This window comes from Peribacillus sp. YIM B13481 (assembly GCF_042787985.1).
GTDB classification, from domain to species: domain Bacteria; phylum Bacillota; class Bacilli; order Bacillales; family DSM-1321; genus Peribacillus; species Peribacillus simplex_A.
In genome coordinates this window covers 1-16743 of record NZ_JBHZPE010000053.1, presented here as the reverse complement: position 1 = coordinate 16743, position 16743 = coordinate 1, and the positions used below count along the sequence as shown (strand labels likewise).

Below are 16743 nucleotides of genomic sequence, written 5' to 3'. Positions count from 1 at the left end.
TTTTAAAATAGTTAACTTTAATTTTGAATGTTGTCTTATTCGTAGGATTTCAAATATATACGGAGTATCAGGTTTCTTGAACAAAAGGGCACTGTGACCCATCAGGTTAGCATAACTGGCCTCCACCCCTTGGATAGGCATGACGAAGGAATGAGAGGGAAAGCCTCAGGGACGGCGTGGAGATGTGCATCATGTGGTCAAATGTGGAGTGAAAACTGACTTCTTTATTTAACTATGCCTTCACGAAGCCTAACTGATCTGAACTCATTTCATTTACCTGTAAGTCCAATTATAAGAGGTATGAAATCCTGAGAATAAGTGAGCATTCGAGAGATATTTGCATCAAACTGAGGGAGTTTAATAAGAGCTGAAATCTCATATTAATATAAGGTGTTTTTGTGAAAATAAACAGATTAAATGGAAAAAAGTTGATTTTAAATCATATTGTGGGTTAATAGGTATATGAGCTGCTTTCGAGGGGATGAACGGGTGCATCAGTTTACTGTATGGTATTTTTTTGTACTCTTCCTATTTTAATTATAGCATATAAAAAATGGACAATATAGACTATTTATTCCAATTTACTACTGGTAAAATCAATAGAACATTAATGGTTAGGAGAGATGTAGAATGAGTTCTTTGGCTCTCGGTTTTCAGGAAATAGAAAAAACACAGCATTTGCTCGTTGGGGGAAAGGGGTTAAATTTAGGGGAATTGTCAAAAATTGAAGGGATACAAGTACCAGAAGGATTTTGTGTTACAACAGTGGGATATCAAGAAGCCATCGAACAAAACGAAACGTATCATGCTTTGTTGGATCGACTCACAATGTTAAAAGTAGAAGATCGAGAACAAATTGGGGAAATCAGCAGGAGGATTCGACAAATCATTATGGAAGTAGAAATCCCTTCCGATGTTGTGAAAGCAGTTATTCACTATCTCTCCCAGTTTGGCGAGGAACATGCTTATGCAGTGCGTTCTAGTGCGACTGCTGAGGATTTACCAAATGCCTCTTTTGCTGGTCAACAAGACACCTATTTAAATATTATCGGCGAAGAATCAATCTTGCAGCATATCAGCAAATGTTGGGCTTCCCTGTTTACGGATCGTGCGGTAATCTACCGTATGCAAAATGGATTTGACCACAGTCAAGTTTATTTATCCGTTATCGTTCAAATGATGGTTTTCCCACAGGCTTCAGGGATTTTATTTACCGCTGATCCGATTACTTCTAACCGAAAGCTGCTATCGATCGATGCCAGTTTTGGACTTGGGGAAGCACTGGTCTCTGGCTTGGTATCTGCCGATTGTTATAAAGTACAGGAAGATGAAATCGTCGATAAGATGATAGCAACCAAAAAATTGGCCATCTATGGACTAAAAGAAGGCGGAACGGAGACCCAGCAGATCGATCCCGATCAGCAAAAGACTCAAACACTTACTGAACAACAAATTTTACAACTAGCACGCACCGGAAGACAGATCGAAGCTTATTTTGGTTGCCCGCAAGATATCGAATGGGGTTTGGTTGATGATACATTTTATATTGTCCAGAGTCGGCCAATCACTACTTTATACCCGATCCCTGAAGCGAATGATCAAGAAAATCACGTTTACGTATCTGTCGGTCACCAACAAATGATGACCGATCCCATGAATCCACTGGGATTGTCTTTTTTCCTGTTAACGACTAATGCACCCATGCGTAAAGCTGGTGGAAGGTTGTTTGTTGATATCACACATATGCTGGCTTCACCTGGCAGCAGAAAAATGTTATTAGATGGCATGGGACAACACGATCCGCTCATGAAAGACGCACTCATTACCATAATAGAGCGAGGAGATTTCATAAAATCTTTACCAAATGATAGGCAAGAACAGAGTTCCGGTAAAAGCAATAAAGGTGTGTCGTCTACGGATTCTAGGGGACAAATCGAAAACGACCCGACCATCGTTTCTGATTTGATTAAGAGCAGTCAAACATCGATAGAAGAGTTAAAACAAAACATCCAAACGAAATCAGGATCAGATTTATTTGATTTTATTCTGGAAGATATCCATATATTAAAGAAGATTTTATTTGACCCACAAAGTTCAGCTGTGTTTATGGCTGCTATGGATGCTTCATCATGGATCAATGAAAAAATGAACGAGTGGTTAGGTGAAAAAAACGCAGCAGATACGCTTTCTCAGTCTGTACCAAACAATATTACTTCGGAAATGGGTCTGGCGCTATTGGATGTCGCAGATGTGATTCGTCCATATCCAGAAGTAATTGATTATTTACAACATGTAAAAGATGATAACTTTTTGGATGAACTGGTTAAGTTTGATGGTGGACAGGAAACCCAAGACGCTATCCATGATTATCTCAGCAAATACGGAATGCGATGTACCGGAGAAATCGATATTACTAAAACTCGTTGGAGCGAAAAACCAACTACACTTGTCCCTGTGATTCTTGGTAATATCAAAAACTTTGAGCCTAATGCCAGCAATCAGAAATTTGAGCAAGGGCAACAGGAAGCTTTGAAAAAAGAACAAGAGTTATTAGATCGATTGAAACAACTACCGGATGGTAAACGAAAAGCCGAAGAGACCAAACGAATGATCAGCCTAATCCGGAATTTCATCGGTTATCGAGAATATCCAAAATACGGCATGGTTAATCGCTACTTCGTTTATAAGCAGGCTTTGATGAAAGAAGCCGAAAAGCTCGTACAAGCCAAAGTCATTCGTGAAAAAGAAGATATATACTACCTCACTTTTGAAGAACTTCATGAAGTCATACGCACAAATAAATTGGATTACCAGATCATCAGCAAACGAAAAGAAGAGTACAAATTCTATGAAAAACTAACTCCACCACGTGTTATCACGTCTGATGGTGAAATCATTGTAGGTGAGTACAAACGAGAAAATCTCCCAGCCGAAGCTATTGTAGGTCTACCTGTTTCTTCCGGAGTTATTGAGGGACGTGCGCGTGTCATCTTAAACATGGAAGATGTTGATCTAGAAGAGGGAGATATATTGGTCACCTCCTTTACTGACCCTAGCTGGACACCATTGTTTGTATCCATAAAGGGCTTAGTCACCGAAGTTGGTGGACTGATGACCCATGGAGCAGTTATCGCACGTGAATATGGCTTACCAGCGGTTGTAGGGGTGGAAAATGCCACCAAGATAATAAGAGACGGGCAACGAATTCGCGTGCATGGAACAGAAGGGTATATCGAAATAATATAAGTAGTGAATACTTCCAGATTTAATCAGTAGCACCGCACCAGTGGTTACCAGAGCGGTGACTTACAATCTTACCATTGGGACCAAAAGTTGAAGCCAACCTTTATCGGTGGTGCATACTTACAAATGATAGTTACCGATCCAACGCCACTCAAAACATCAATATGGCCGATTTTCCAAATGTGGAGATCGGCTTTTTATATATAATTTTGTGAACGCTATAATTTAAACTAAATGGAGTGTTAGTTCCATAGGGCATAAAGGAAGACCACAATAGGTGGTCTCAGTTTGTAGACAAAAGGGGTTCGGAATTAAAAAATTCTGAACCCCTTTTGAAATTCCCTTTGAATTTTCGCCTAAAGTTAGGAGATTGGGGCTCTACGAGCCCACTATGTTAGGCCATTTTTGGACCTCGCCATGTCCAATTGGCCATCTTCTTTAAATTAATGGCAGCGAAAGTAAGCATCGCCTGCATCGACAATTTTTTAAGTCCCCTTAAAGTTGTCCAACGCATACCATGCTTTTCTTTTGCATCTGCGAATACACGCTCAATCGTTTCTTTACGTTTCGCATATATAGGTTTTACTGAATTAATTGACGATGAAGAAAATGGAGTTTTAGTTCAATATAGGATTGCAAGCAGAAACGATGATATCTATGTTCAATCATCCGAATACAACCCTAGCGATGGGAATAGCTGGTTTAAAAAAGGTAGTAAAGGAAATTCAACAATAAATTTATGCAGATTCTTGGGACGTTTTGTCAGGTCAGCACTTGAAAATCGTCAATTGAAAATTAAAAACCTACAATTAGTCAAAAGGATTGATACCGAAATTAAACATAAAAAAACAGTCAAGTTCATTCTGAACTGACCCAGGATTCGAATGGCGGGTCTTTTGGTTTATAAGTTCCATAGGGGTGCACTAAAAAAGACCACAATAATGAACTGCACCCCAATTGTTAGACACCATCGCGGTAAAAAACCGGCTAGCTATCAATTGCTTCGTACGAGCTCTATGCCAATAGCTTAATGTGAACTTATTTTTCATGCTGAAGATCAGCTGCCCTTCAAATATCAAGATCAATGGTTCTCCGTATGGGTAGGGTCTGAACTTCCATCTAAAAGAGCAGGATCTATAATGATTCTTGGGTAAATGGCTTCTTTTTTCAAATTGATATGCTTTGATAAAGCGTGATCCAAATGATACATTACCTTCGCTTTCATTTTTCCCCTCGTTTTGAGCAACAAAGTTTTCAATAGTTTTTAAAGCTTTTAGAAGGTCTTCAAAATATTTGGATCTTCTTTGCTTTTTGCAACTAAATTACTAAATCCTTAGATATCTAAAAAGGCACTCAAACAATTCGTATATTGTAGTTGCTGCTCATTTAGGTATCCTTTCTCCATAGAAATCTCCTCGTTTTTCATAAAATTTCATGGGTTGGAAATATATTATTATCCCCTTTATAAGTATAATCTCAACAACTTGTTACATCTCTTCCTCAATCCTGTATTTAAATAATTTCTCATTGTAAACAAAAAGAACCTTCTCTTGGGAGTTTACATAAGCTAAATCAAATAAAGAATTGAGGGGGAATTACTAAAAATGTATGGTTTAATAAATGATGATATAAATGTAAATGATTTAAGAAGAATTGGTTTTGGTGGAGGGCACTTTGGAGGTTTTGGTGGAGGGCACTTTGGAGGTTTTGGGAGACCATTTGGATTTGGAAGACCATTTGGATTTGGAAGACCGTTTGGATTTGGAAGACCGTTTGGATTTGGAAGGCCATTTGGTTTTGGCTTTCCTTTTCTAGGAGGGCTTGCTGCAGGAGCGTTGCTTGCAGGGCCATATTATGGTGGCTATGGATATGGTGGCTATGGGTATGATGGCTATGGATATGATGGCTATGGATATCCAGGATATGCTCCATACCTATCCCCATATTCATACTACCCTTATTGAGAAAAGAAGTTAGTGGCTAAGAGCAAATATGAGAGAGCGAATATGGAATTGTACAGATACTTCTAATTTTAAAGCCCTTATCTTTAAAGTGGGGCTTAATTTTTATTAAAAAGGTAAATCATCAGGAATTACGGGGTTAACCGTCTTCACTAACTCCGTAATATCAATGTCTCCATTATAAACAACTTTAAAATCACCACTAAAAGCAAATTCCCCTTTTAATCTGTTGAATCCATTCGTATGCGGCAATTGCAGCTGCCAATCTGAATAAGTAGCTCAGAAACTTCATGAGTTGCGGGTAAAGTTCAAATAAGGCTCTCTCCTTATTTGGTGAGGGGTTAAAGAGCGTTCGTTCGTATATAATGGGTAAAAAGGGAGGTTCTCTTTTGATGTCTATTCGTGACCGAGTAATTCTAATTTCGTCTAGTAATGCTACTGAAGAAAAAAACATACTGGAAACAATTCCTCAAAACAAGCCACCTTCCATTATGGGATTAGCTTTTCTGGGGTATCTTGGTAGAACCATTCTTGAAGTTATAGAAAAACATGTGATAGTCAATTATTCACATTTAATAGAATTGAAAAAAATTCAATAGATATTCAAAATGATACATATGATGTTCCATTACATATAATTGGATATGAGGGAACCATCAACCCACCTTTTAAGTTAAAAATATACTAAATATAGTGTGATTTCATACAAACATCGGTATATTAACCTTATCTCATTCCCTTAGGATATCTGAGTTGCTTTTTCTCTATTTCCTTTTTCAATGCGGATGAATAACGGAATAATGAGACTTAGAAGTAGTATTCCGGCCAACGATGCAAAGGTAATCAAATGACAGCCACTTTTGACCAATGCAATTGATACAATTGGTCCGATAGAGGCACCTACGAAAGCCATAAACATATGAAACGAAACAGCTATACCACGAGAAGATCCAGCTAGTTGTCCAATTAATGAAATGATGGTAGGAAGGGTCAAGGCAATACCTGTAACTAACTAACATTCCAATGATACCAACAGCTCGAATCAATAATATTTGCCAGAGGTTAATCCAAAATTAGGACCACTTAGATAACTTACTAGGGTTGTATAATAGCCAGCTAGTGAAATAAAGAGCACTGTTGAAATAATATAGTAAATAGGTAAGTCTTTTTTATTGAATATTACTCCAATTTTAATAAAATAAGAGAAAACAGACCCTTTAGGTTTCTTATTTGCATCCCTTGGTATAAAATAGGCGATTAATATAGCGGATATAAAAAGGACAGACTTTGCAAGGAGAGAAGTCTGTCAAAAAACAAATCAAGTCAATAGATTCCGTTAGAAATACACTGCTATATCGTATCTACATATTATTTGTACCAGAACCCATATTACCATTATGATCTCAATACCATTACTATTTGGGTCCTACCTCGGCCCAAACCCTTATTAGAAAGCAAAGCAAGTACAACCGATACCCCATTTAGTTCCATCATTTCCTATTACGGTATGAGTGTGTTGATGGAGAGGGTTACTGCAACTATGTTTGTGATCATGGGCATCGTGAGAAAGTATATTGTCGGCTAGGTTAGCACCACCATAACCATAAACTCCCGTCGGTGACCAATCAGGTGATGCTGGCGGCAATTCAGGTGATAAATTTTTAAATTCATCATTTCCATAAACAACCTGCCCACCCATAATGGTGAGTAATGATTCAAGGTCTTTGATTTCTTCTTCTGGCACAGTAAAGTAGTCAGAAGACAATACAGCAATATCAGCAAACTGACCTACTGCAAGTGTACCCTTTTTATCTTCATCACCGGAGAACCATGCACTTCCTTTGGAATATAGTTCCAGAGCTACTTTTCTGTCAAGTTTATTCTTTTCATCGTATATCGAAAGACCACCAATGGTTTTTCCTGCAACCATCCAGTAAAGAGCAACCCAAGGGTTATAGCTGGAAACCCTGGTTGCATCACTACCGGCGCCAACAGGTATACCCAGGTCTAGCATACGATAAATCGGAGGAGTATGCTTTGCAGCTTCCTTTCCGTATAAATCAACAAAGTATTCACCTTGGAAAGCCATGCGGTCTTGGATGGCAATACCGCCATTTAAAGCCTTAACACGTTCCATACTACGATCTGAGATTGTTTCTGCATGGTCAAACCACCAGCGTAGACCATTAAATGGAATTTCTCTGTTGACTTCCTCAAAAACATTTAAGAAACGTGTTATTGATTCGTCATAAGTTGCATGTAAACGGAATGGCCAACGGTTTTCCACCAATAGAGAAATTACTTTCTTTAAGTCAGCTTCCATCACCGTAGCTAGGTCGGGCTGCGGCATTTGAAATTTTTCAAAATCGGCTGCCGAGAATACTAACATTTCTCCAGCACCATTCATTTTATACTTATCATTTCCTTGACCCGGAGAAACAATTTTTGCCCATGAAGCAAAGTCTTCATATTCATGATCTGGATTTTGCGTAAATAGATTATAAGCAATACGTAAAGTTAATTGATCCTTCTCGGCTAAATGTTCAACAACTTTGTAATCATCAGGATAATTTTGGAATCCGCCACCTGCGTCAATGGCACTTGTGATACCTAATCTATTTAATTCGCGCATAAAATGGCGAGTAGAGTTAATCTGATCGTCAATATTAAGTACTGGAGCTCTACCCAAACTTGAATATAGAATAGAAGCGTTAGGATTGGCAATTAAAAGACCCGTTGGATTACCTCGTTTATCTCGCTGAATTAAACAGCCCGGAGGATCTGGGGTATCTTTTGTGTATCCCAGTGCACGCAACCCTGCACGATTTACAAGTGCTCTATCATAAAGATGTAGCACAAAGACAGGTGTGTCTTCAGAAACAGCATTAATCTCTTCCAAAGTTGGCATCCGTCTTTCTTTAAATTGAAATTCAGACCAACCTCCAACTACTCTTACCCACTGGGGAGCAGGTGTACGCCTTGCCTGCTCTCTAAGCATTTCCAGAGCAATAGCAAGTGATGGCACACCTTCCCAGCGCAATTCCATATTATAATGAAGACCGCCACGAATAACGTGTATATGAGAGTCATTCAAGCCCGGAATAGCTCTCTTTCTTTTAAGGTCTATTTTTTTGGTATTTTCTGTGGCACTATCAAGAAGCTCATCTCCACCTACTGCAGTGATTAAACCATCAGTTATGGCGATAGCCGATACCTCAGGTTGAGATGGGTCAAGGGTAGTGATTTTTCCGTTATATAAGATCATATCCGGTAAATTCATGTTCACACCTCGTCTACTTCCTATTATTCTGTAACCATAGATGAAATATTTTACCGAGAATCGGCATTACTACCCATGATAGCAAGGACACTATACATACTGAAACAAAAAAAGCTGACATAATAGGAATCATATTTTTTATAATAGGTCCTACCACTTTAGGAACCAACATGCTAAGAGGCCATACACCAAGAACGGTAACAATGGACATTTTCCATTTTGGCGGTGGAACTGGCATTTTCGGAGTAACAAACCAATAAGCCAAACTGCTTTCAGTTTTGTACGTTGGATTAGTAGCTTGAAATAGTTCTGCCTTTTTTAACAAATCTCGACGAATATCTGATTCTTGCCAAGCACGAAGATGCTCATACGTATCAAAGCGAAAAACAACAGTATACTCTCTGGATCCGTTATTGGGGACTATTAGATTTACGCCTAAATGCCCTGGAAATTTAGTAGCGGCAGCTTCGATTTCATGTCTCCACGTTTCAAACTGTTTTTCTCTACCTTCTTGAATTTCCCATGTAACAATCGTTGTTACTGGACCACCAGCATCCATAGTGTTCCCTGTATGAGTTTCTCCGACAGTTACTCTTTCTTGATTCATATTTTCCTGCTTGGAGGCGCGCCATGTACCATAGTATATGCGTATTCCACACCTTGACCATAAGCGCCAGTGTGTTCTTTTACAATATCCATAACAGCATCATAAGTGTCTTTGCGTGCCCAGTCACGTTGGTATTCAAGTAAAACTTGAATTGCTGTCACTGGAATTGCCCCAGCTTGTTCTACACGACGCATAGCAGCGTTATGTGCTGTCAAACTAGTACCACCTGAAGCATCATCAACTGCATAAACTTCAAAGCCAGCTTTAATTGCTTCAAGCACAGGGAATGCAAGGCACACTTCAGTCCAAAGTGCTGCAAATATCAATTTTTTTCTACCTGTTGCTTTAACTGCCTCAACAAATTTTGAATCTTCCCAAGAGTTCATTGAACTACGTTCTATAATTTCATGGTTTGGAAATATGTCAAGAATTTGTGGCCAAAAATAACCAGAAAAGCTTTGTGTTTCAACTGTAGTAAGTATAGTAGGTACGTTAAAAGCTTTTGCTGATTTAGCAAGCAGCATAACGTTATTCATTAATGTTTGCCTGTCAATGCTTGCAACTCCAAAAGTCATTTGAGGCTGAAAATCGATCAAAATTAATGCACTGTTCTCCGGAGTTAACAATTCTAAATTACTCATAATAAAACACTCCTTTTTAAAATTTTTTCAAATAAAGTTTTTTGAAACAATTTTAATATTTTTTAAAGGCAATTATTAGTTTCAGCTGTAATCGTAAAAATAAAAGCCTTGCTATACTTCTTATTTAAAAAGTAGCGCTGATTAAATCAGCGCTACTTTTATGCTATCCACTTTTAAAAAAAGTGATTTATAGCTATTTCTTAGGAATAAATTTATGCATTTTGTTTACTAAGATCTCGCTGAGCTCCCATATAGCTTCCAATTACATTTTGATAGCCTGGAAGATTACTAGCAAGCAAATTGCCAAAACCTTCGACATCGTTGCGCCAATCGCGTTGTAGTTCGCATGCTACGCTAAACCAGTTCATAAGTTGCACGCCACTATGTGCCATACGCGTATTGGCAGCTTCTGCAACTTGTTTACTGAAAGTTCCTGAAGCATCAGTAACAGCAAATACTTCATACCCAGCCTTTATAGCGGAAAGTGCCGGGAAAGCAACGCAAACATCCGTAACTACGCCCGCGATAATAAGTTGTTTCTTTCCAGTTTTTTTGATTGCATTTACAAAATCATCATTATCCCATGCGTTAATTTGTCCAGGACGAGCTATTTTGGGCTCGTTAGGAAAAAGATCAACCAATTCTTGCATTAGTGGTCCATTAGGTCCGTTTTCAAAGCTTGTTGTTAAAATAACTGGTAAATCAAAAAACTTAGCAGTGTGAGCAAGAGCCAAAACATTGTTCTTAAATTCATCAACACCATAGTCACGAACTAGTCCAGCCATAAGGCCAGTTTGATGATCCACTAAAAGAACGACAGCATCATCTTTGGAAATACGAGAATAGAGATCAGACATTATGTATTCCTCCTAAAAATTAAGTAATCGAAGAAAGTTTAAATACTATAATAAATTCCTTCGTTTGTTACAATCGATTTATAACTAAACTGATTGTTAATATTAGTTTATCTATAAACTTAAGACAAGTCAATAATTTCATTACATGTCATAAAAAACCAATTAGATGTTTTTTTTTAATGCTTCTATTTATCTAAAGCAGGAGTTTTATCTATCCAATTTATAAATTGTTGTAAATAACGCTGAAGATAACGTTTTGTCTTTTCGTCAGTAAGCACTTTCTGATCGGAATCAATCTTTTCATGTACTTGAGAAATCAGCACTTTTTGAAATGGAAGAACATGAACTTGCATAGTTTCTAGTATTTCTCTGATTTGCATCTGAGCATAAACAGTACCTAACCCCCCAGGAGTTGCTCCAATTAGGCCAACCGGTTTTCTGCTAAGAACAGCGGATTCCCGAGGTCTTGATGCCCAGTCCAATGCATTCTTTAATACGCCTGGAATTCCAGAATTGTACTCTGGACTTACAATAATGATACCGTCAACGTCCTGGATAGCAGATTTAAATGATGTCACTGTTTCTGGAACACTTATTTCTAAGTCTTCATTAAAAAAAGGTAGATTATTTATCTCGATCCAACGAAATTGATGGGAATCATCCATCTCAGTTAATGATTGAGCAATGATTCGATTATAAGAGTTTTTTCGTAAACTACCACAAATAAGGCCAATGGTCTTAGACATAAATTTCCTCCTCTGTTAAAATCACCTCATCGTACCATGATATGGCAAAATTAAAAAAGTGGCTTTATGCCTAATCTCAAACTGTTTAATTTAATGAAGTGTTTATTACAAAAAATCTAGGATGTAAGGATTTCTCATTAGTTTTCTTATTATTGGCTAGTGTTTGCAGCTATGGCAAATAGACTATATCTATATTATTTTATTTTCCAATCACTTTATATTTCCAGCATACTAGTAACTATAAAAAAATTGGAGGGAGTGCAGAAATGGAAGAAAAGAAAGTCACCATAAATATCTATCTGCTTCTCTGATTGAATAAAGGTGAATCTTCTTGCTATTTCAAATAGTAATCGCAAATTCAATATAGCTTCCTGGTGAAACTTCAATAATGACAACCTTAACTATAACTATTTTCTCCTTCTGAACTATTTCATATGAATCATTGGAAATCATATATCATCAATATCACTTTGATATCGAAAATGTTGGGCGATGCCCCTTTATTTAACCAAACTTAATAATGGATATAGTGAATAATTTTCAAGATTCTTTTTTTAATAAAATTAAAGATCAAATATTTATAGACAATAAAAAACTTCGCATAAAGGAAAAAACACCCTTAAAGTCGTATATACAATTATCGACAAATTGGCGATGCTTTTTTAAGGTTAGTGTCTAACCGGAATAAAAATGGGAGTGAAAATAAAATGAGTAAAAAAACGATGGGTATTCACCACATTACTGCAATTGTTGGTCATCCTCAAGAGAATGTTGATTTCTATGCAGGTGTATTAGGTTTACGTTTAGTGAAAAAAACTGTCAATTTTGATGACCCAGGTACCTACCATCTTTATTTTGGTAATGAGGGTGGAAAACCAGGAACAATCATGACATTTTTTCCATGGGCAGGAGCTAGTCAAGGGAAAATTGGTGATGGTCAAGTAGGCGTTACATCTTATGTTGTTCCAAAAGGAGCTGTAAAGTTCTGGAAAAAAAGACTGGAATCCTTCAATATTCCTTTTACTGTAAGGGAGCGCTTTAGCGAGGAATACTTGGAATTTGATGACCCACATGGGCTACACTTGGAAATTGTTGAAAGGGAAGAAGGCGAAGTAAATACATGGACCTTTGGCGGGGTAACACCTGAGGTAGCTATTAAAGGCTTTGGCGGTGCTACTTTATTATCGGCCTATCCTGACAAAACGGCTGTATTGTTAGAAAACATATTGGGACTAGAATTAATCGGCAAGGAAGGCGGCTTTGCACGTTACCGTTCTTCAGCAGAAATTGGCAATGTCATTGACTTAAAATTAACGCCAATTGGACGCGGGACAATGGGGGCTGGAACCGTACATCACATTGCATGGCGGGCAAAGGATGATCAAGACCAATTGGAATGGCAAAAATATGTTGAGGAAAACGGATATGAGGTAACTCCTGTACGAGATCGAAACTATTTTAATGCGATTTACTTTAAAGAACACGGGGAAATTCTCTTTGAGATTGCAACAGATCCTCCTGGATTTTCTCACGATGAATCTGAAGCGACGATGGGAGAAAAATTAATGTTGCCAGAGCAGTATGAACAGTTTAGAGAGCAGATTAAACAAAGTATTTTACCATTTGAGGTAAGAGAATTAAAGTTGTGAGCTGGTTAGCTGGTACAAATTATGCAAAATTAGGTGAGATTTTTTCCATAGCGAGACTTAATTAATTTCTTAATCAAAGTAATGAAAAGAATGGGAATGGTGAGGTTGCAAAAAACAACAGGGATCCATCATATTACAGCAATGGTGAACGATGCCCAAAGAAGTATTGATTTTTATGCTGGCATACTGGGGTTAAGACTTGTAAAAAAGACGATAAACTTTGATCGTCCAGAGGTCTATCATCTTTATTTTGGAAATGAAACTGGTCAACCTGGGTCTGTTATAACTTTTTTTCCGTGGTCAAACCAGTTAAAAGGTCGAATTGGCACAGGACAGGTTGGAGTAACCAGTTTTATCATCCCAAATCAATCCATTAAATTTTGGGAAAATCGTTTGAAAAAATTTAGAATTAGGTTTATTCAATCCCTACGTTTTGGAGAAAAATATTTACAATTTCAAGATCCGGATGGTCTCGAAATTGAATTAGTGGAACGTAATGAAGGCCCAAAAAATAATTGGAGTTTTGGAGAAGTCGATTCAGAGGTCGCAATTAAAGGGTTTGGTGGAGCTATATTAATTTCAACTCAACCTAATAAAACTGCGGATGTGCTTGAAAACGTATTAGGGCTCGAATGTCTTGGGCAAGAAGCGAGCTTCCTTAGGTTTAAATCGGATGGTCAGTTTGGAAATACAATTGATATTAAGCTAACTCCTTCGGTTCGCGGGTTAAAAGGGGCCGGAACTGTTCACCATATCGCATGGAGGGCAAAGGATGACCAAGATCTTTTGAGATGGAGAACACTTCTTCAAGATAAGGAGTATTATCCGACTGAGATTCGTGATCGAAACTACTTCAATGCTGTGTATTTCCATGAACAAGGTGGTATCCTTTTTGAAATAGCGACCGATCCGCCAGGCTTTTCCGTTGATGAAGCTGTCGCTGAGCTTGGTAATAAACTGATGTTACCATCTTGGCTGGAGCCAAAACGAGAAGAATTAGAAGAAGCCTTACCTACTGTGGAAGTTCGCGTTCTGGAGGGAAATCAATCATGAAACATATATTTAATAAGGGTAAAGATTCAACGAAACCAACGTTATTATTACTGCATGGTACTGGCGGAAATGAATTAGATTTATTACCTTTAGCGGGAAGAATTGATGACGGGGCATCAGTGCTAAGTGTCCGCGGAAATGTATTGGAAAATGGAATGCCTCGATTCTTCCGGAGATTAGCTGAAGGTGTATTCGATGAGGAAGATCTGATTTTCCGTACAAAAGAATTAAATGAGTTTCTTGATGAGTCTGCTGCAAAGTATAATTTTGATCGAGACAACATGATAGCTATTGGATACTCAAATGGAGCGAATATAGCTGCTAGTTTATTATTTCACTATCAAAATGCATTAAAGGGAGCCATTCTCCATCACCCGATGGTACCGAGAAAAGGAATTGTTCTTCCTGATTTGTCAGGAAAATCAGTCTTTATTGCTGCTGGTAAAAATGATCCTATATGTTCGCCGATGGAATCTACTGAACTTCAATTCTTATTTGAAAAGGCTAATGCAAAAATTGAAGTTCATTGGGAAAATAGTGGGCATCAATTGACTGTTGATGAAGTTGAAGCTGCGGCTTACTGGTATCGCAGGGTCTTTTAAAATTTGCAAGTGAAATCGACAAATAAGCCTTGATATTTTAGGAACGGCTGTGATTCCTAATTCCCTTAATTGGAGATACCCCAATTGGAGTTGCTTAGAAATCTCTTATTCGATTTTGCAGTTTTAATTTTTTTCAATGATTTACACACCTTGGTTTAAACAAATAAATTGTTATCTAATATATTTTTTCATAATTTTGCAATTTTAATAGTTGGGAATATAATAATCCTATAAACATTTTGTAAAAAAAGTATTTTAAATGTTTTGGATAAAGAGTTTTTTTGATCAGCTAAGCAAGAATATAGGGTTAATAAAGAAACTTCATGGGAGGAATTTTATATGGCAAAATTTACTGTAGGTAATGAAAATCATGCTCCAATTGAACTTTATTATGAGGATCAGGGTTCAGGGAAACCCATTGTCTTAATACATGGTTGGCCTTTAAGTGGACGCTCTTGGGAATATCAGGTGCCAGCTCTTATTGAAGCAGGTTACAGAGTCATAACATATGATCGCCGAGGATTTGGAAAATCATCTCAGCCGTGGGAAGGATATGAATATGATACACTTGCTTCTGATTTACATAAACTGTTGGAACATTTAAATCTTCAAAATGTCACACTTGTTGGTTTTTCTATGGGTGGAGGTGAGGTAGCTCGGTACATTAGTTCGTATGGAACAGATCGTATTGAAAAGGCTGTTTTTGCTGGAGCAGTTCCTCCTTATTTATACAAATCAGAGGATCATCCTGAAGGAGCATTAGATGATACAACAATTGAAGAATTCAAAAGTGGCGTGATAAATGACCGCCTTGCATTTCTTGACAAATTTACAAAGGGATTTTTCGCGGCTGGTAATCAAACAGATTTAGTTAGTGAGCCATTCCGTTTATATAATCGGGATATTGCAGCTAGTGCCTCTCCTAAGGGAACGCTCGATTGTATAACGGCCTTTAGTAAGACAGATTTTAGAAAGGACTTGGAAAAGATCAATATTCCTACTCTTATTATTCACGGTGACTCTGATGCAACTGTACCTTTTGAGTTAAGTGGAAAACGTACATATGATTCCATTCCTGGTAGTAAACTCGCTCTAATAAAGGGTGGACCGCATGGATTACACGCAACTCATCCAAAAGAATTTAATGAAGCGTTACTAACATTTTTAAAAGACTAATAAAGTAATGATAGTTTTACTTAAATGAGAAAAAGCATTCTTTGTTAATAATATCGTATGAATCAGGTGTTGAAGAACTCGTTATCCGTATGCACTTTAGTTGAAAAAACAGCACAAAAGGATCTTCGTTTGGAGCTGTTGACAAATACCCCTTTAAATAAAGAAAGATGAACATCTACTGAATGTAGTGTTTATCTTTTTTTTGTTTACTATATTTTGTATCCGGTTATTAAATTCTTTAGTTTGTCAACAGTCCCGTTTGAAGATCCTTTTTCAGTACCGATAATAAACATATGAAACTGGAATATCCTAAACGTTGTAAATTCGCGTTTTGTTGGTAGGACCCGGGGCCTGCCAACCTTATGACATTATACCCACGCTAATTTTTTGGAAGTTTAATTTTTAGCTTTCATATGCTAAAGGATAACTTTAGTTTCCCTTTGTGCCCTTTCTCTGTAGATTGATTCCCTTTATAAGATAAAGTTAAGTGTATAATTAATTAAAATAATTCAATTTTGTTACACTTTTTAAAGCAAAAGCTGAATGACAGTCCGTCTGCTAGTCATCCAGCTTTTTTTCGTTGTGTTATTTTAGATTATTATATTCCTCATCAGTTACGGGTTCTAACCAATCCGTTTCACCCGGTGCCATTGCTAAGTGTACAATCCAACTGTCTTTTGTGGCACCATGCCAATGTTTCACATCGCGGAATATTCACCACATAACTCGTTTTAAGTAATTGAGCTGATTTTCCTTCTTCCTGATACCAACCTTCTCAAACAGTAACTAATAAAACTTGCCCAACTTTGTGTGAATGCCAGCAATTGCGAGCTCCTGGAGCAAAGGTTACATTGGAGTTAGTATAGTTTCATGGACACATTTTAGTTAAGTCCTTACAATGATTTTTGAGAGGATGTGTCCGTCTTGG

General features: G+C 37.5%; 14 protein-coding genes and 2 pseudogenes. 7 read left to right on the top strand and 9 right to left on the bottom strand.

The window, feature by feature from the left end; translation table 11 throughout:
• Positions 1–630: 630 nt before the first annotated feature.
• Entirely contained in the window at positions 631–3246 is a 2616-nt protein-coding gene (gene ppsA, locus ACFX4X_RS21480; RefSeq protein ID WP_377386252.1) for a phosphoenolpyruvate synthase, read from the top strand.
• Between the two features lie 391 nt (positions 3247–3637).
• Here the strand turns inward: ppsA and ACFX4X_RS21475 are convergent.
• A pseudogene (locus ACFX4X_RS21475) lies at positions 3638–3826 on the bottom strand (transposase); the annotation flags it as partial.
• A gap of 498 nt (positions 3827–4324) precedes the next feature.
• Positions 4325–4468 carry a hypothetical protein gene (locus ACFX4X_RS21470; protein WP_176432034.1) on the bottom strand — a complete coding sequence of 48 codons (144 nt, stop codon included), beginning with the start codon at positions 4466–4468 and terminating at the stop codon, positions 4325–4327.
• 379 nt (positions 4469–4847) lie between these two features.
• On the opposite strand from ACFX4X_RS21470, the gene ACFX4X_RS21465 reads away from it, so the two are divergent.
• Both ACFX4X_RS21465 and ACFX4X_RS21460 read left to right on the top strand, forming a co-directional pair.
• Positions 4848–5207, top strand: coding sequence for a hypothetical protein (locus ACFX4X_RS21465; RefSeq protein ID WP_377386250.1), 360 nt, complete (start codon positions 4848–4850; stop codon positions 5205–5207).
• Positions 5208–5596: 389 nt separating this feature from the next.
• A complete protein-coding gene (locus ACFX4X_RS21460) occupies positions 5597–5803 on the top strand; it encodes a hypothetical protein (protein WP_377386248.1) in 207 nt (68 codons plus the stop codon).
• 140 nt (positions 5804–5943) lie between these two features.
• Here the strand turns inward: ACFX4X_RS21460 and ACFX4X_RS21455 are convergent, their stop codons facing one another.
• From ACFX4X_RS21455 to ACFX4X_RS21430, 6 genes are all read right to left on the bottom strand, one after another.
• Complete coding sequence (locus tag ACFX4X_RS21455) at positions 5944–6198, bottom strand: hypothetical protein (protein WP_377386245.1); 255 nt, start codon at positions 6196–6198, stop codon at positions 5944–5946.
• Between the two features lie 453 nt (positions 6199–6651).
• Positions 6652–8484, bottom strand: coding sequence for an amidohydrolase (locus tag ACFX4X_RS21450; protein WP_377386242.1), 1833 nt, complete (start codon positions 8482–8484; stop codon positions 6652–6654).
• 13 nt (positions 8485–8497) lie between these two features.
• A complete protein-coding gene (locus tag ACFX4X_RS21445; RefSeq protein ID WP_377386239.1) occupies positions 8498–9091 on the bottom strand; it encodes an antibiotic biosynthesis monooxygenase in 594 nt (197 codons plus the stop codon).
• Positions 9088–9732 (bottom strand): hydrolase, encoded by a 645-nt coding sequence (locus ACFX4X_RS21440; protein WP_317778982.1) that lies wholly within the window; start codon positions 9730–9732, stop codon positions 9088–9090. The genes ACFX4X_RS21445 and ACFX4X_RS21440 overlap by 4 nt, the downstream gene beginning before the upstream one ends.
• Positions 9733–9944: 212 nt before the next feature.
• Positions 9945–10589: an isochorismate family cysteine hydrolase YcaC gene (gene ycaC, locus ACFX4X_RS21435; RefSeq protein WP_284471172.1), complete on the bottom strand. Its 645-nt coding sequence runs from the start codon at positions 10587–10589 to the stop codon at positions 9945–9947.
• 185 nt (positions 10590–10774) lie between these two features.
• The gene (locus tag ACFX4X_RS21430; protein WP_284471171.1) at positions 10775–11335 is read right to left on the bottom strand and encodes an NADPH-dependent FMN reductase; all 561 of its coding nucleotides are present in this window, start codon (positions 11333–11335) and stop codon (positions 10775–10777) included.
• Positions 11336–12042: 707 nt separating this feature from the next.
• On the opposite strand from ACFX4X_RS21430, the gene ACFX4X_RS21425 reads away from it, so the two are divergent.
• The 4 genes from ACFX4X_RS21425 (at position 12043) to ACFX4X_RS21410 (ending at position 15815) form a co-directional block, all read left to right on the top strand.
• Entirely contained in the window at positions 12043–12984 is a 942-nt protein-coding gene (locus ACFX4X_RS21425; protein WP_377386234.1) for a ring-cleaving dioxygenase, read from the top strand.
• Between the two features lie 105 nt (positions 12985–13089).
• On the top strand, positions 13090–14037 hold the full coding sequence (locus ACFX4X_RS21420; protein WP_375166238.1) for a ring-cleaving dioxygenase: 948 nt from the start codon (positions 13090–13092) through the stop codon (positions 14035–14037).
• Positions 14034–14639, top strand: a complete 606-nt coding sequence (locus ACFX4X_RS21415) for an alpha/beta hydrolase (protein ID WP_377386231.1) — start codon at positions 14034–14036, stop codon at positions 14637–14639. Before ACFX4X_RS21420 ends, ACFX4X_RS21415 begins: the two co-directional genes overlap by 4 nt.
• Positions 14640–14978: 339 nt before the next feature.
• Entirely contained in the window at positions 14979–15815 is an 837-nt protein-coding gene (locus ACFX4X_RS21410) for an alpha/beta fold hydrolase (protein WP_377386228.1), read from the top strand.
• Positions 15816–16400: 585 nt separating this feature from the next.
• Here the strand turns inward: ACFX4X_RS21410 and ACFX4X_RS21405 are convergent.
• A pseudogene (locus ACFX4X_RS21405) lies at positions 16401–16668 on the bottom strand (cupin domain-containing protein); the annotation flags it as partial.
• Positions 16669–16743 lie beyond the last annotated feature (75 nt).

What these genes read in the sequence shown, in the direction of transcription:
- ppsA (WP_377386252.1), top strand. Translation starts at nt 631, where the DNA reads ATGAGTTCTTTGGCTCTCGGTTTTCAGGAAATAGAAAAAACACAGCAT.
- ACFX4X_RS21470 (WP_176432034.1), bottom strand. Translation starts at nt 4,468, where the DNA reads ATGAAAGCGAAGGTAATGTATCATTTGGATCACGCTTTATCAAAGCAT.
- ACFX4X_RS21465 (WP_377386250.1), top strand. Translation starts at nt 4,848, where the DNA reads ATGTATGGTTTAATAAATGATGATATAAATGTAAATGATTTAAGAAGA.
- ACFX4X_RS21460 (WP_377386248.1), top strand. Translation starts at nt 5,597, where the DNA reads ATGTCTATTCGTGACCGAGTAATTCTAATTTCGTCTAGTAATGCTACT.
- ACFX4X_RS21450 (WP_377386242.1), bottom strand. Translation starts at nt 8,484, where the DNA reads ATGAATTTACCGGATATGATCTTATATAACGGAAAAATCACTACCCTT.
- ACFX4X_RS21445 (WP_377386239.1), bottom strand. Translation starts at nt 9,091, where the DNA reads ATGAATCAAGAAAGAGTAACTGTCGGAGAAACTCATACAGGGAACACT.
- ACFX4X_RS21440 (WP_317778982.1), bottom strand. Translation starts at nt 9,732, where the DNA reads ATGAGTAATTTAGAATTGTTAACTCCGGAGAACAGTGCATTAATTTTG.
- ycaC (WP_284471172.1), bottom strand. Translation starts at nt 10,589, where the DNA reads ATGTCTGATCTCTATTCTCGTATTTCCAAAGATGATGCTGTCGTTCTT.
- ACFX4X_RS21430 (WP_284471171.1), bottom strand. Translation starts at nt 11,335, where the DNA reads ATGTCTAAGACCATTGGCCTTATTTGTGGTAGTTTACGAAAAAACTCT.
- ACFX4X_RS21425 (WP_377386234.1), top strand. Translation starts at nt 12,043, where the DNA reads ATGAGTAAAAAAACGATGGGTATTCACCACATTACTGCAATTGTTGGT.
- ACFX4X_RS21415 (WP_377386231.1), top strand. Translation starts at nt 14,034, where the DNA reads ATGAAACATATATTTAATAAGGGTAAAGATTCAACGAAACCAACGTTA.
- ACFX4X_RS21410 (WP_377386228.1), top strand. Translation starts at nt 14,979, where the DNA reads ATGGCAAAATTTACTGTAGGTAATGAAAATCATGCTCCAATTGAACTT.